Genomic DNA, 14,025 nt, shown 5'->3' on the forward strand with positions numbered 1-14,025 from the left:
AGGCCCGATAAGCGCGGCGCCATCGGGCGATTAGCTAATCGCAATCGGGAAGATGGAACCGAGGATCATCGCGCCGAGGATGGCGCCGCCGGTGATCGGTTTCTGCCAGATGTAGAACAGCAGTGCGCCAACCAAAGAACCAATTCCGATAGGAATAGACGCCGTCATCGCACTGAGGATGATCAAGGGGCCGAGGAAGCGGCCGGAGGCGTTACCGGCCCCCATCATCACGTCGGCGCCGTAGGTGGAGTCGCTCTGGTTGATGGTGAACTTACGGGCCAGAATGATGATGTAGCCGACTGCCAGGCCGAGGATCAGGCCGGTTGCCAGCGACGCGGCGAAGTTCGCCACCGGGAAGACAAAGCCCGCGCCGAGCAGCAGCGCCGGTACGCCGAGGCCGATACCGGTCTGAATGGCGCCGCCGATATCCAGAATCCCCACCAGCGAACCTTCGATGATGCGGGCGAACAGGAAGCTTGCGCCGAATGCCGCCACCGCGCCGTACGCGCCGGTATCAATCCCTGCCTTCAACATCGCCACGAAGGCCACTTCGTTAAAGGCGCCGATGCCGTACAGATAGTACATGTGCGTCCCGGCGAAGACGCCGGAGGAGAGCAGGCCAACAAAGATCGGGAACGACCAGTCGGCATACCAAAAACCTTTATTCTGTTCCATTATTAGGCTCCCGTTACTTGCCGCTGAGTGAGTTGTGGATCATGTCCAGCCAGTTCGGCACGGTCAGATGGAAGGATTCGAGCATCTTCATGTCGAAGCCGCGGAAGAAGCCGCTGAGGACGAACAACGCGACAATGGCGATCATCATCACTTTGGTTACCCGGTTCCAGCCGCTCTCTTCCACGCCTTTACCGATCAGGATCCCCAGTACCAGACCCGGTACGGCGTTCCCCATAATCAGCTGCGCCGCGCCGCCGAAAATCGTCGCCCAGAAGCCTGATTTCTTACCGGCATCGATAGCCGCCAGCCAGAAAATCACCGGCATCACGGTGTTCACCAGCAGGTTTGCCGCCGGAACCAATACCTTAACGGCGGTGACCTGCAGCGCTTCCGGTACGGAAGAGGCGGTCAGGTTAAGGAAGGCGACGACGATCATGCCGATGATGCCGCAGGCAATGGCCATTTTTTTCGGATCGTGTAGCGTTTCGCCAACGTTACGATTTTTCACCATCAACGCCGCCGCGCCCCAGTTCGGGATAATGCGGTGGTCAACGTCCTGAGTGAAGGAGCCTGCTGCAACGGAAGAGGCCCAGGCGTTAAAGAAGAAGCCGAGACCAAAAGAGAAGTGAGAAGCCGGATCGCCTTCGCAGGAATTCAGCTCGCCCAAGGTACGAAACGCCCCCATCCCTTGCGTGGTGGGCGCGTGAAACATGCGTGCCGCTCCGGCGCCCACGCCGACGCCGACCAGGCCGCCGATGATGAGCGATTTTATTAAAATTATCAGGAACATAGTCTGACCCTTTGGTAACAATCAGGTTTGCGTGACGAAATCCACTTTATCGAGATCGATGGCGGTCACGTTGACGGTGACGTCCAGCTCCACGCTGTAGGTCCGTCGTTCACGGCGCAAAAAGATGAACAGAAACGCCTCTTTTCGTACCGCTTCGCGCGCATGAACAACCGTCACGTCCTGTGGCTCAATACGCAGTAGGATGCGCGATGATGATTTCATCACCGCAGCCTGCACATGGTTCAGGGCATCGGCGAAGGCCCGTGATTTGCTTTCGCCTTTGCCTGCAACCCTCACCGTGGTGGTGAATTGCTCTTTCATACTTATGCGCCGTATTTCTTTTTCCAGGCTTCAACCAGGCGCTCGCCCAGCTCTTCTTTATCCATGAAGCCGAAGCCCAGCACGTTGCAGCCTTCGTTGATGGCGGTGACGCCCTCTTCAATAGAACGCATGCCGTATTTTGCTTTGTAACCGTACTTGGTCTGCGCGGTGATGGCGCCTGCGCCGCCGCTACCGCAGAAGGAGATGCCGAAAGAGGCGTTTTCCGCTTTCATCATGTCGCCAAGTTTCATATCTGCAGCAACGCCAGGGACGACCACTGCACGTGCGCCGGCTTTTTCTGCGCCTGCCGCGACTTTTTGTCCTTTACCCAGACGGTCGCCAATAACTACGGTGATTTGTTCCATGTTTTGCTCCTTACAGGTTTTCTTTTGCGACTTCGAAGTGGACGGACAACAACCAGGCCTCTTCATCAGGCAGGTTGCCGAACTGTGCGACCACTTCGCGGGCCAGCATCATTGAATCTTCAGAAATTTCTTCGAACAGACTGGCATCCACTTCCGGTAGCGGTTCGCCGCTGATTGACCGGTGGGCCATGGCCCGCACGTGGGAAGTCAGCATTTGCTCCTGAACGTCGTTAGGGACGATGTCGTGACGGCTTAACAGGGCGAATACCTGCTGTAACATCTTGTCAGCCAGGCGTTCGGTCTGCGCCGCCTGCTCCCCTACGTCGTTTATTACCGCTCCGTTATTCACTTGTGTTACCCCGCTGATGTCTCTGGAATCCAAAGTAGCGCCGGGGGTCAGGAGTTTGTAGCGAGTTGTTTTCCACTTCGAAGTGGAAAGGGAGAAGGCTTAGGTGATCGACTCCACATATTCGCCGGATAAATGTAAAAACAGGCGATATGACGTGATGCGCATCACAACAATGAGCGAGGTTTAGCGGAAAACGACCGCAGAAAGACCGGAAAAAGAAAAGGGAAAAATGTGATACAGGTAGGCTTTTAGGCGGGAGACATCGGCTGACGCCTCCCGAAAATGGCGATTAGCGATACTTCTTATGGTAAGTATTGCGGGTAGTTTTGAAGTCCTCCGCGGCAGCCTGCGCCTCTTTCAGCTTACCAGCGTCAGCTAACTTCAGCGCGCCGTCGATCTGGCCGACCAGCGTTTCCAGACCGTGGCGGAAATCTTTCATCTCCGGGCTATCGGCCGCTTTGCCTTCCAGTTTTGGCGGCGTCTCTTTCTGCGCGTCAACCGCAGCGGTGCGCATCTTATTCAGCGCCGCTTTCAGCTCGCCAATGTCAGAGGTTTTTTGTACCACCTGCAGGTTTTCCGCAAGGGTGTCCATGTCTTCGCCAAGATCGGCGAACGCCGATGCCGAACCGAGCGCAAAAGCAGAGACGGCCAGCATCGCTAACAGTTTTTTACGCATTGCTCACTTCCTTTTTATTATGAAGATATAAAACGGGCGCGGCAGGACGCGCCCGGCACACAGGTCATTGACCGGCGATTTTCATCTCCGGCAGCAGCACGGAACCACACTGAATATTGCTGCGCGTTTCGATATCGTCGCCGACGGTGACAATATTACGCCACATTTCTTTCAGATTTCCGGCGATGGTGATCTCACTGACCGGATACTGAATTTCGCCGTTTTCTACCCAGAAACCGGATGCGCCGCGCGAGTAGTCGCCGGTCACGCCACTGACACCCTGCCCCATCAATTCGGTGACCACAAGCCCGGTGCCCATCTCTTTAAGCATCTTTGCAAAACTCAGGCCGCGGCCGTTGATGCGCCAGTTATGGATACCGCCGGCGTGGCCGGTGCTTTTCATACCCAACTTGCGCGCGGAGTAGTTAGTCAGCAGCCACTGGGTCAGCACGCCGTCTTTGATGATGTCGCGACGTTCGGTGCGCACGCCTTCGCTGTCGAACGGCGTGGAGGCCAGCCCCTTCAGCAGATGCGGGTGTTCTTCGATGGTCAGCCACTCCGGCAGGATCTGTTTGCCGAGGGAGTCGAGCAGGAAGGTCGATTTACGGTAGACCGCGCCGCCGGCAATCGCCCCGACCAGGTGGCCAAACAGCCCGGTGGCCACTTCGTTGGCGAAGATAACCGGCGCTTTCATCGTCGACAGCTTACGCGGCGCCAGGCGCGACAAAGTGCGACGGGCGCATTCGTTGCCGACCCACTCCGGGGTCTGTAAGTCGCCGATAGCGCGGCCAATGGTGTAGGCATAGTCGCGTTCCATATCGCCGTTTTCTTCGGCAATCACGCAGCTGGAGAGCGAGTGGCGGGTAGAGCAGTAGCTCTGGAGCATGCCATAGCTGTTACCGAAAACTTTAATTCCATAGTGGCTGTTGAAGCTGCCGCCTTCGGTATTGGTAATACGTTTGTCGGCCTGCAGGGCGGCCTGCTCGGCGCGGGCGGCCAGCTCGATGGCTTCATCCGGAGAGACCTCTGCCGGATGGAACAGGTCCAGATCCGGGGCGTCAAAGGCCAGCAGTTCTTTATCCGCCACGCCGGCAAACGGGTCCGGCGAGGTGTAACGCGCGATATCCAGCGCCGCCTGCACGGTACGGGCGATAGCGTCCGGGCTCAGGTCGGTCGACGAGGCGCTGCCTTTACGGTTTTGATGATAAACGGTGATGCCCAGCGCGCCGTCGCTATTGAATTCAACATTCTCCACCTCACCGTAGCGGGTGCTGACGCCGATGCCGGTGGTCTTGCTGACGGAGACTTCCGCACCGTCGGATTTGCCTGCCGCCAGTTCCAGTGCCGTACTAACGGCTTCTTCCAGCGTCTTACGCTGCTGTGCAACTTGAGAGATGACTTTCATTGCTAATGCCATAATGTAAGAAGGAGTTAACTGAAGTCTAACAGAGAACCGTTTTTCAGTGCGCGCCTTAACTGGTAACATTAGCCTCTTTTTTAAGGAGCCTGAGATGACAAAGCAGCCCGAAGACTGGCTCGACGACGTGCCCGGTGATGACGTTGAAGATGAAGATGATGAAATTATCTGGGTCAGCAAGAGTGAAATTAAGCGCGATGCGGAAGAACTGAAGCGTCTTGGCGCGGAAATGGTAGACCTTGGTAAGAACGCGCTGGATAAGCTGCCGCTCGATACCGACCTGCGCGACGCCATTGAGCTCGCCCAGCGTATCAAGAAAGAAGGCCGCCGCCGCCAGCTGCAGCTGATTGGTAAAATGCTGCGTAACCGCGACGTCGATCCGATTCGCCAGGCGCTGGATAAGCTGAAGAACCGTCACAACCAGCAGGTTGCGCTGTTCCATAAGCTGGAACAAATCCGCGATCGCCTGATTGATAATGGCGATGATGCGGTCGCAGAAGTACTGAACCTGTGGCCAGACGCTGACCGTCAGCAGCTGCGCTCACTGATCCGCAATGCCAAGAAAGAGAAAGAAGGCAACAAGCCGCCGAAATCCGCGCGCCTGATCTTCCAGTATCTGCGCGAACTGGCCGAAAACGAAGGCTAGTCACCACGCTAACCGCCATCTCCCGGATGGCGGCGCGTTGCGCCTTATCCGGGCTACCCCATCACCTCTCGCCCTAAATCGCGGGCAAACTGCTGATACTGCGCCGCATCGATCGGCTGTGGATAGCTCAACACCAGCAGTTCATGATCGTCGATCCCTTGATGATAGGTCGGATGGCGGTGCGCCCAGGCATTGGCATGGAATCCCATCGACTGATAAAAGCGCAGCCGTTTATGGGCGATTTCGCTGGTGAGCGGATCGATTTCCAGAATGGTCAGCGGCGCGCGCGTCAGGATCTGCGCCAGCAGCTGTTTGCCATAACCGCGCGAACGCAGGGTGTCGTCAATCGCCAGATGTTCGATATAGCTATAACCGGCAAACTGCCAGCAGCCGCTCAGGCCAATAAATCCCCCGTCATCAAACCACGCTTCCAGCGCATAGTGCGGGTTGCTCAGCGCCTGAAGTTTGGCGTCGCTTTCGCGCTGTTCGTGCCACGGAAAGGCGCGGGCGTACAGCGCGTCAAGCGTGGCGAAATGGGGCGAGTCGGTAGAAAGTACTCTTTCACAGGTCAGCATCACACAATCCCTGGTGGCAAAAACAAAACTGCCCTCACGCGGAGGGCAGTAACCGGAGGCGTTCGCGCTTATTCTGCCGCGACCGCTTTTTGCGCCAGTTTATCCAGCAGCTTCTGATGAATGCCGCCGAAGCCGCCGTTGCTCATCACCAGAATATGGTCACCCGGATGCGCGGTTTTCACGATCATGTCCACCAGCGTATCGACGTCGGCGCTCCAGTGCGCCGGCTGTACGCAGGCTTCCGCCACTTCCGCCACCTGCCACGGGATATGCTGCGGCTGTAACAGGAAGACTTCATCGGCGCGGCCGAGAGACGGCGCCAGATCGTCTTTGCAGACGCCCATTTTCATGGTGTTGGAACGCGGCTCCAGCACCGCCAGAATACGCGCGGTGCCGCCGACTTTGCCGCGCAGCGCCTGCAGCGTCGCGAGAATGGCCGTCGGATGGTGGGCAAAATCGTCGTAGACGGTCACGCCGTTGGCTTCGCCGCGTAGCTCAAGGCGGCGGCGGGCGTTGATAAAGCTGCCCAGCGCGTTAGCGGCATCCGCCGGCACCACGCCGACATGACGCGCCGCGGCAATCGCCATCAGGCCGTTGTGCATATTATGTTCGCCGACCAGCGCCCAATTCACTTCGCCTACTTTTTCGCCGTCGAGCAGGACTTCCCACTGCGAGGCATCGGCATTGAGTTTCTTCGCCTGCCAGTGGCCCTGTTCGCCCACCAGCTCCTGTTCGCTCCAGCAGCCCATCGCCATCACCTGCTTCAGGTTGATGTCGCTCTCCGGCAGAATAATTTTGCCTTTGCCCGGCACGATGCGCACCAGGTGGTGGAACTGTTTCTGAATCGCTTTCAGGTCGTCAAAGATATCCGCGTGGTCAAATTCAAGGTTATTGAGGATCAGCGTGCGCGGGCAGTAGTGAACGAACTTGGAACGCTTGTCGAAGAAGGCGCAGTCATATTCGTCGGCTTCAATCACGAAGAACGGGCTGTCGCCCAGGCGTGCGGAAACATCGAAGTTCCCCGGTACGCCGCCGATAACGAAGCCCGGCTTATAGCCACAGGCTTCGAGGATCCACGTCGCCATCCCGGCGGTGGTGGTTTTACCGTGGGTACCGGCGACGGCCAGCACCCAGCGGTCGCGCAGAACGAAGTCGTGCAGCCACTGCGGGCCGGACATGTACGGAATGTTGTTTTCCAGCACCGCTTCGACGCACGGATTACCGCGGGTCATAGCGTTGCCGATAATCACCAGATCCGGCTGCGGGTCCAGTTGGCTGGCGTCATAGCCCTGAATCAGATCGATACCCTGATTTTCCAGCAGGGTGCTCATTGGCGGATAAACGTTAGCATCCGAGCCGGTTACTTGATGCCCGAGGGAACGTGCCAGCATTGCCAGCCCCCCCATAAACGTGCCACAGATTCCTAAAATATGAATGCGCATTCGTTACTTCCCTCATTAATCTGACCCGCATTTTACCCATATGTAGGCCCCCTGAGAAATGCATTTCAGGCAAATCTGCATTTGCTGGCGCGATTCACCTGTGCGCAGTTTTTTTATTATTTGTTAAGATTGTTGCGTTCGTTTTACTCAACATAAAAATGCAGGGAACGAGTTATGAAAACGTTAGGTGAATTTATTGTCGAAAAGCAGCACGAGTTCTCCCACGCTACCGGTGAGCTGACTGCTTTGTTGTCGGCAATAAAACTGGGCGCCAAGATCATCCACCGCGATATCAATAAGGCCGGTCTGGTCGATATCCTGGGTGCCAGCGGTGCGGAAAACGTTCAGGGTGAAGTTCAGCAGAAGCTGGACCTGTTCGCGAATGAAAAATTAAAAGCTGCACTGCGCGCACGTGATATCGTCGCCGGTATCGCCTCGGAAGAAGAAGATGAAATCGTGGTCTTCGAAGGGTGCGAACACGCCAAATACGTTGTGCTGATGGATCCGCTGGATGGCTCCTCCAACATTGACGTTAACGTCTCCGTGGGGACTATCTTCTCTATCTACCGCCGCGTCACGCCGGTCGGTACGCCGGTCACCGAAGAAGACTTCCTGCAGCCGGGTAACAAACAGGTTGCCGCGGGTTATGTGGTTTACGGCTCCTCCACCATGCTGGTCTACACCACCGGCTGCGGCGTGCACGCCTTTACCTACGACCCGTCACTCGGCGTCTTCTGCCTGAGCCAGGAGCGGATGCGCTTCCCGGAGAAAGGCAAAACCTACTCCATCAACGAAGGTAACTACATCAAGTTCCCGATGGGCGTGAAGAAATACATCAAGTACTGTCAGGAAGAAGATAAAGAGACCCAGCGCCCGTACACCTCGCGCTATATCGGTTCTCTGGTGGCCGACTTCCACCGTAACCTGCTGAAAGGCGGCATCTACCTGTATCCGAGCACCGCCAGCCACCCGCAAGGGAAACTGCGTTTATTGTACGAATGCAACCCGATGGCGATGCTGGCGGAACAGGCGGGCGGCAAAGCCAGCGATGGTAAAGAGCGTATTCTCGATATCATCCCGGAAAGCCTGCACCAGCGCCGTTCGTTCTTCGTCGGCAACGACCACATGGTAGAAGACGTCGAGAACTTCATTAAAGAGTTCCCGGACGCTTAATTTCTACCTTCCCTTCCCGCCCTGCGGGAAGGGAGTTCCCTGTCAGCGATTCACCGCCCCACCCACGCGAGTCACCGCCGCATTCTGGCGATTTTCCCACAGCACCGTCAGCCCGCGCTGCAGCGCAATGAAGATAAACAGCAGGATGCCGATGGCAATCTTCGTCCACCATGAACTGAGCGTACCGTCAAAGTTGATGTAGGTCTGAATAAGCCCCTGAATCGCCACGCCGAACAGCGTCCCCAGGACCGTTCCGACGCCACCGCTAAGCAGCGTGCCGCCTATCACCACCGAAGCGATAGCATCCAGTTCCACGCCGACGCCCGCCAGCGCGTAGCCCGCCTGGGTGTAGATAGAGAAGACGATGCCGGCAAGCGTCGCCAGACCGGTCGACAACATATAGATGCGAATGGTGGTGCTACGCGTCGAAATGCCCATCAAATTGGCCGACGTGGCGTTGCCGCCGATAGCGTAGACCTGGTTGCCAAAGCGGGTACGATGGGCGAGGAAAATTCCCAGCACTACCACCAGCAGCATCAGCAGCCCCATCGCGCTCAGGCGGCCGCCGCCGGGGATGGTCCACGCCAGCCCGGACAGAGTGTCATACAGCGGATGGTTAATAGGAATCGACTCTTCCGAGACCAGATAGCTCACGCCGCGCAGGAAAAACATACCGGCGAGGGTGATGATAAATGCCGGAATTTTCAGCGCATCGATCAGCAATCCCATAAACGCGCCGAAGGCGCAGCCCATGGCCAGTACCAGCGGAAAGGCCAGCAGCGGCGAGATCCCCCAAAAGCCGATCGCTTTGGCAAGAAACACGCCGGTGAAGGCAATCACCGACCCGACCGACAGATCGATACCGCCGCTGAGGATCACGAAGGTCATGCCGACGGCGATGATCCCAAGGAAAGCGTTATCGGTCAGGATATTGCAAATCACCCGCGTCGAAGCAAAACCCGGAAACTGGGTCAGGCAGTAGAGATAGCCCAGCACGAATACCGCGAGGGTGATCATCAAAGGTAAATTACGTTTTATCACGGCCGCGTACCCCTTTCAGTAGACCGATAAAGCGCGGCGACTGAACGATCAGTACGCACAGCACCACCACCGCTTTCACCACCTGGTTGAGCTCCGGCGGGAAACCGGAGAGTAAAATCCCGGTGTTCATCCCCTGGATAATCAACGCCCCCACCACCGACAGCAGCAGATTGAAGCGCCCGCCCATCAGCGAACCGCCGCCGATCACCACCGCCAGGATGGCGTCCAGCTCCAGCCACAATCCGGCGTTGTTGGCGTCGGCGCCGCGGATATCCGCCGCGACGATAATGCCGGCAATCGCCGCGCAAATACCGCTTAGTACATAGGCCAGCATCACCACGATGCGGGTATTCACCCCGGCATTCTTTGCCGCACGGATATTGATCCCCACCGCCTCAATAAACATGCCGAGCGCCGTTTTGCGGGTAAACAGCCAGAACAGCAGCAGCGTTGCGACGGCGATAATCACCGGCGTCGGTAGCAACAGCAGCGATCCGCTGCCGAGCCAGGAAAGCGCCGGTGAATCAAAGGTGACTATCTGCCCGGAGGTAATCAGCTGCGCGACGCCGCGCCCGGCGACCATCAGGATAAGCGTGGCCACAAAAGGCTGGATCTTCAGCACGGCCACCAAAATGCCGTTCCACAGGCCGGCCAGCGCGCCTGCGCCCAATGCGGCGAGCAGCACCACCGGCAGGCTGTGCCCGGCGACGGTCATTGAGGCGGCGGTCGCCCCGGCGATAGCCATCACCGCACCGACCGACAGATCGATGCCGCCGGTGGCGATGACCAGCGTCATGCCAATCGCCAGCAGCGCCACCGGCGCCGCGCGGTTGAGAATGTCAATCGGGCTACCAAACAGCCGCCCATCCTGCAGCAGCACCTGGAAGAAATGCGGCGCCACCAGGCTATCCACCGCTAATACCAGCAGGAGAGCGATAATTTGCGGCATCCCTTTCGGCCAGCTAAAGCGCCGTTTTGGCTGTCCGCTTTGTGGTACGGTTCTGGGCATCATGCTGGGCTCCTTATGCCGCAATCGCGTTCATGATCGCCGGGACCGATAGCTCGGCAAGCGGGATTTCCGCCACCTGCTGGCGATCGCGCATGATGATCACCCGGTCGGCGTAGCCCACCAGCTCTTCCAGTTCGGAGGAGATAACCAGCAGCGCCAGACCATCGGCGCAGAGGGTTTCTATCAGGCGAATAATCTCAGCGTGGGCGCCGACATCGATACCGCGCGTCGGCTCATCGAGGATCAGGAACTGGGGTTTGGTCAGCAGCCAGCGCGACAGCAATACCTTCTGCTGGTTGCCGCCGGAGAGAAATTCGATCGGTTGTTCAGCGCTGGGAGTGCGAATCCCGAGCTGGCGAATAAAGCGTTCGGCGATCTCATGCTGTTCACGGCGCGGGATCGGCCGCAGCCAGCCGCGCTGCGCCTGCAGCGCCAGCACGATATTTTCCCGCACCGAAGCAGCGGCGATGATGCCGTCGGTTTTACGATCTTCCGGACAGAAGCCAATGCCGAGGCAGGAAGCCTGATGCGGCGAGCGCAGCGTTTGCGGCTTGCCCTTGATCCACGCTTTACCGCTGTCGGCAGGCTTGATGCCAAAAATGACCTCCGCCGTTTCGGTGCGCCCGGATCCCAACAGCCCGGCCAGGCCGACGATCTCGCCTGGCCGCACCTGCAGAGTAAACGGCGCAATCGTGCCCTTCTTGCCAAAATCTTCAAATGCCGCCACCGGCTTATCGCTAAGCAGCGTGCGCCCGGCGCGCTGCAGCGCCTGATGGTCCAGCTCGCGCCCCAGCATCATTTTGACCAGGTCGATTTGCGGCAGCTCGCGGGTCTCCCGACAGCCGACGAAACTGCCATTGCGCAGCACGGTAATACGGTCGCTGACGGCATAGACCTGGTCGAGAAAGTGGGTCACGAAAATCAGGCTGACGCCGTTATCGCGCAGCTGACGCATCAGGGTGAACAGCATCTCCACTTCCTGAGTGTCCAGACTGGCGGTCGGTTCATCGAGGATTAATACTTTCGCCGACAGGTCGATGGCCCGGCAGATGGCGACGATTTGCTGCATCGCCACCGAAAAACGGTTCAGCGGTTCGCGCACGTCGAGCGAGAAGCCGTAAGAGGCCATCAGCGCGGTAGCGCGTTTTTCCATCTCTTTGCGCCGCAGCAGACCAAAGCGCTTCGGCTCGCGGCCAATAAACAGGTTATCCGCCACCGACATATTTGGCAGCAGGTTAACTTCCTGGTAAACGGTGCCGATACCCAACTGCTGAGCGTGGGCGGTGTTTTTCGGCGATATTTGCTGCCCTTCCAGCCAAATCGCCCCGCGTTCGGCATGGTACACACCGGTGAGCGCTTTTATCAGCGTCGATTTTCCGGCGCCGTTTTCGCCCAACAGGGCCATGATTTCGCCGCGCCGTAGGCTGAAATTAACGTTATCCAGCGCTTTGACGCCGGGAAAGAATTTGCTTAATCCTTCGGTGCGGAGGATTTCCTGATGTTGGTCGGTGGTCATGATTCCCCCTGCATCACGCCGGATGGCGCTACGCTTATCCGGCCTACAAAAGAGCGCAATGTAGGCCGGGCAAGCGTAGCGCCCCCGGCATTTTCATGAAGGCTTAGTAGCCCATATTTTTCTTCTTCTCTAACTCTTCTTTTGCCGTATCCGGCAGGTAGAGGGTCGATTTGGTGATGGTCAGCTTCTCAGGCAGGGTGCCGTCTTTTTTGTATTTTTCCAGCGCATCAAACGCCGGACCGGCCATATTCGGCGTCAGCTCGACGCTGGCATTCGCCTCGCCGGCAATCATCGCTTTATAAATATCCGGCACGCCGTCGATAGAACCGGTGAGGATATCTTTGCCCGGCTTCAGCCCGGCCTCTTTGATGGCCTGAATCGCGCCGATGACCATGTCATCGTTATGGGCGTAGACCATGCAGATGTTCTTGCCGTTATTCTCTGCTTTGATAAAGCTCTCCATCACCTCTTTCCCCTTACTGCGGGTGAAGTCGCCGGACTGCGAGCGGATAATCTTGATGTTGGGGGCTTTGGCAATCGCCTCGGCGAAGCCTTTCTTACGATCGATAGCGACGCTGGCGCCCACGGTGCCCTGGAGCTCCACGACGTTACACGGCTTGCCATCAACGGTTTTCACCAACCAGTCGCCAATCAGTTGGCCTTCCAGCACGTTGTTGGCGGTGACGGTGGTCATATACAGCGACTTATCTTTAACGTCGATCGAACGGTCGAGGAGGAACACCGGGATATTGGCCTCTTTCGCTTCTTTTAGCACCGGCTCCCAGCCGGTCGCCACCACCGGCGCGATAAAGATCGCGTCCACGCCCTGGGCAATGAATGAGCGCACGGCTTTAATCTGGTTTTCCTGTTTTTGCTGACCATCGGCAATCTTCAGGGTGATGCCACGCTTCGCCGCTTCTTCCTTAGCAACATTCGTTTCGGCCGCGCGCCAGCCCGATTCAGAGCCGACCTGCGAAAATCCTACGGTCAGGTTGGCGGCCATCGCCATAGACGACATAGCTGCCGAAACCGCGGTGACGAGAAGTAAGCGCTTCCACATAAGATGTTCCTCGTAGGGTTATTGTTGGTTAAATGCTCACCTGCGAACAAACTATAGACAATCCGTTATGTAACTGAATGCGTTACATCACACTTCGAAAAAGTAAATAAAATGTTAATTGGTGCGATTTGTCTGAGCTGAGCGGCGATAAGGCTTCCCGCCCAGCGGCATGCCCTGCGCTAATGACGAAAATTTGCCTTCTGGATAACCGCCGCTCGCAACATTGAAAACGGTTACACAAAATTATTCAGAATGTAGCTATCTTTATGGATTTTAGGGTTATCTGATGAGGAGAAATTCAGACGCTTCCCCCCATAGCCAGGCAAAAAGAAGCGAAGACATTCGATGTGAGTTGGCTATAATACCTGGCACTTGTTTGCCAAACATTTTTAAAGGAAACAGACATGAGCTTACTCAACGTACCTGCGGGCAAAGAGCTGCCGGAAGACATCTACGTCGTTATCGAAATCCCAGCTAACGCAGACCCAATCAAATACGAAGTTGACAAAGAGAGCGGCGCACTGTTCGTTGACCGTTTCATGTCCACTGCGATGTTCTATCCGTGCAACTACGGCTACATCAACCACACCCTGTCCCTGGACGGCGACCCGGTTGACGTGCTGGTCCCGACTCCGTACCCGCTGCAACCAGGCTCAGTTATCCGCTGCCGTCCGGTTGGCGTACTGAAAATGACCGACGAATCCGGTGAAGATGCCAAGCTGGTTGCGGTACCGCACACCAAGCTGAGCAAAGAATACGATCACATCAAAGATGTGAACGACCTGCCGGAACTGCTGAAAGCCCAGATCACTCACTTCTTCGAGCACTACAAAGATCTGGAAAAAGGCAAGTGGGTTAAAGTCGACGGTTGGGACAACGCTGAAGCGGCTAAAGCTGAAATCGTTGCTTCCTTCGAGCGCGCTAAACAGAAGTAATTCTGTTTATCCAGCATAAAAAACACCGCCTCCGG

The 14,025-nt window shown here is 57.1% G+C and carries 16 protein-coding genes; 3 read left to right on the top strand and 13 right to left on the bottom strand.

Going from position 1 to position 14,025, the window contains the following annotated elements:
* Positions 1-30 precede the first annotated feature (30 nt).
* The 7 genes from ABLV08_RS18795 to pmbA all read right to left on the bottom strand — a co-directional run bounded on the left by ABLV08_RS18795 (position 31) and on the right by pmbA (position 4,593).
* Positions 31-675, bottom strand: a complete 645-nt coding sequence (locus ABLV08_RS18795; RefSeq protein WP_015368573.1) for a DUF4310 family protein — start codon at positions 673-675, stop codon at positions 31-33.
* Between the two features lie 13 nt (positions 676-688).
* Positions 689-1,465 (bottom strand): DUF4311 domain-containing protein, encoded by a 777-nt coding sequence (locus tag ABLV08_RS18800; protein ID WP_015368574.1) that lies wholly within the window; start codon positions 1,463-1,465, stop codon positions 689-691.
* A gap of 21 nt (positions 1,466-1,486) precedes the next feature.
* The gene (locus ABLV08_RS18805; protein ID WP_015368575.1) at positions 1,487-1,786 is read right to left on the bottom strand and encodes a DUF4312 family protein; all 300 of its coding nucleotides are present in this window, start codon (positions 1,784-1,786) and stop codon (positions 1,487-1,489) included.
* Between the two features lie 2 nt (positions 1,787-1,788).
* Positions 1,789-2,151, bottom strand: coding sequence for an SFCGS family glycine-rich protein (locus ABLV08_RS18810; protein WP_015368576.1), 363 nt, complete (start codon positions 2,149-2,151; stop codon positions 1,789-1,791).
* Between the two features lie 10 nt (positions 2,152-2,161).
* Positions 2,162-2,500, bottom strand: a complete 339-nt coding sequence (locus ABLV08_RS18815; protein WP_015368577.1) for a PRD domain-containing protein — start codon at positions 2,498-2,500, stop codon at positions 2,162-2,164.
* 289 nt (positions 2,501-2,789) lie between these two features.
* Complete coding sequence (cybC, locus tag ABLV08_RS18820; protein ID WP_015368578.1) at positions 2,790-3,176, bottom strand: cytochrome b562; 387 nt, start codon at positions 3,174-3,176, stop codon at positions 2,790-2,792.
* Between the two features lie 64 nt (positions 3,177-3,240).
* Entirely contained in the window at positions 3,241-4,593 is a 1,353-nt protein-coding gene (gene pmbA, locus ABLV08_RS18825) for a metalloprotease PmbA (RefSeq protein ID WP_020079799.1), read from the bottom strand.
* A 94-nt stretch (positions 4,594-4,687) separates the two neighbouring features.
* On the opposite strand from pmbA, the gene yjgA reads away from it, so the two are divergent.
* Positions 4,688-5,239: a ribosome biogenesis factor YjgA gene (gene yjgA / locus ABLV08_RS18830; RefSeq protein WP_015704200.1), complete on the top strand. Its 552-nt coding sequence runs from the start codon at positions 4,688-4,690 to the stop codon at positions 5,237-5,239.
* Between the two features lie 53 nt (positions 5,240-5,292).
* On the opposite strand, the gene ABLV08_RS18835 is transcribed toward yjgA, so the two are convergent.
* Positions 5,293-5,814, bottom strand: a complete 522-nt coding sequence (locus ABLV08_RS18835; RefSeq protein WP_015368581.1) for a GNAT family N-acetyltransferase — start codon at positions 5,812-5,814, stop codon at positions 5,293-5,295.
* Positions 5,815-5,882: 68 nt separating this feature from the next.
* The gene (gene mpl / locus ABLV08_RS18840; RefSeq protein ID WP_015368582.1) at positions 5,883-7,256 is read right to left on the bottom strand and encodes a UDP-N-acetylmuramate:L-alanyl-gamma-D-glutamyl-meso-diaminopimelate ligase; all 1,374 of its coding nucleotides are present in this window, start codon (positions 7,254-7,256) and stop codon (positions 5,883-5,885) included.
* A 174-nt stretch (positions 7,257-7,430) separates the two neighbouring features.
* Between mpl and fbp the strand changes: the two genes are divergently transcribed.
* A complete protein-coding gene (fbp, locus tag ABLV08_RS18845) occupies positions 7,431-8,429 on the top strand; it encodes a class 1 fructose-bisphosphatase (RefSeq protein ID WP_015368583.1) in 999 nt (332 codons plus the stop codon).
* A gap of 42 nt (positions 8,430-8,471) precedes the next feature.
* On the opposite strand, the gene yjfF is transcribed toward fbp, so the two are convergent.
* From yjfF to ytfQ, 4 genes are all read right to left on the bottom strand, one after another.
* Entirely contained in the window at positions 8,472-9,470 is a 999-nt protein-coding gene (gene yjfF / locus ABLV08_RS18850) for a galactofuranose ABC transporter, permease protein YjfF (protein WP_015368584.1), read from the bottom strand.
* Positions 9,457-10,482 (bottom strand): galactofuranose ABC transporter, ATP-binding protein YtfT, encoded by a 1,026-nt coding sequence (gene ytfT, locus ABLV08_RS18855; RefSeq protein ID WP_071993155.1) that lies wholly within the window; start codon positions 10,480-10,482, stop codon positions 9,457-9,459. The genes yjfF and ytfT overlap by 14 nt, the downstream gene beginning before the upstream one ends.
* A gap of 10 nt (positions 10,483-10,492) precedes the next feature.
* A complete protein-coding gene (gene ytfR, locus ABLV08_RS18860) occupies positions 10,493-11,995 on the bottom strand; it encodes a galactofuranose ABC transporter, ATP-binding protein YtfR (protein WP_015704196.1) in 1,503 nt (500 codons plus the stop codon).
* Positions 11,996-12,098: 103 nt separating this feature from the next.
* The gene (gene ytfQ / locus ABLV08_RS18865) at positions 12,099-13,055 is read right to left on the bottom strand and encodes a galactofuranose ABC transporter, galactofuranose-binding protein YtfQ (protein ID WP_015704195.1); all 957 of its coding nucleotides are present in this window, start codon (positions 13,053-13,055) and stop codon (positions 12,099-12,101) included.
* 404 nt (positions 13,056-13,459) lie between these two features.
* Between ytfQ and ppa the strand changes: the two genes are divergently transcribed.
* A complete protein-coding gene (gene ppa, locus ABLV08_RS18870; protein WP_015368588.1) occupies positions 13,460-13,990 on the top strand; it encodes an inorganic diphosphatase in 531 nt (176 codons plus the stop codon).
* Positions 13,991-14,025 lie beyond the last annotated feature (35 nt).

It is taken from the genome of Klebsiella sp. CN_Kp088 (assembly GCF_040064335.1).
Taxonomy (GTDB): domain Bacteria; phylum Pseudomonadota; class Gammaproteobacteria; order Enterobacterales; family Enterobacteriaceae; genus Klebsiella; species Klebsiella aerogenes.

Coding starts and splice junctions, on each gene's coding strand:
- cybC (WP_015368578.1), bottom strand. CDS start 3,176: ATGCGTAAAAAACTGTTAGCGATGCTGGCCGTCTCTGCTTTTGCGCTC.
- mpl (WP_015368582.1), bottom strand. CDS start 7,256: ATGCGCATTCATATTTTAGGAATCTGTGGCACGTTTATGGGGGGGCTG.
- pmbA (WP_020079799.1), bottom strand. CDS start 4,593: ATGGCATTAGCAATGAAAGTCATCTCTCAAGTTGCACAGCAGCGTAAG.
- ABLV08_RS18800 (WP_015368574.1), bottom strand. CDS start 1,465: ATGTTCCTGATAATTTTAATAAAATCGCTCATCATCGGCGGCCTGGTC.
- ytfQ (WP_015704195.1), bottom strand. CDS start 13,055: ATGTGGAAGCGCTTACTTCTCGTCACCGCGGTTTCGGCAGCTATGTCG.
- yjgA (WP_015704200.1), top strand. CDS start 4,688: ATGACAAAGCAGCCCGAAGACTGGCTCGACGACGTGCCCGGTGATGAC.
- ABLV08_RS18805 (WP_015368575.1), bottom strand. CDS start 1,786: ATGAAAGAGCAATTCACCACCACGGTGAGGGTTGCAGGCAAAGGCGAA.
- ytfR (WP_015704196.1), bottom strand. CDS start 11,995: ATGACCACCGACCAACATCAGGAAATCCTCCGCACCGAAGGATTAAGC.
- ABLV08_RS18835 (WP_015368581.1), bottom strand. CDS start 5,814: ATGCTGACCTGTGAAAGAGTACTTTCTACCGACTCGCCCCATTTCGCC.
- ABLV08_RS18795 (WP_015368573.1), bottom strand. CDS start 675: ATGGAACAGAATAAAGGTTTTTGGTATGCCGACTGGTCGTTCCCGATC.
- ytfT (WP_071993155.1), bottom strand. CDS start 10,482: ATGATGCCCAGAACCGTACCACAAAGCGGACAGCCAAAACGGCGCTTT.
- ABLV08_RS18810 (WP_015368576.1), bottom strand. CDS start 2,151: ATGGAACAAATCACCGTAGTTATTGGCGACCGTCTGGGTAAAGGACAA.
- fbp (WP_015368583.1), top strand. CDS start 7,431: ATGAAAACGTTAGGTGAATTTATTGTCGAAAAGCAGCACGAGTTCTCC.
- ppa (WP_015368588.1), top strand. CDS start 13,460: ATGAGCTTACTCAACGTACCTGCGGGCAAAGAGCTGCCGGAAGACATC.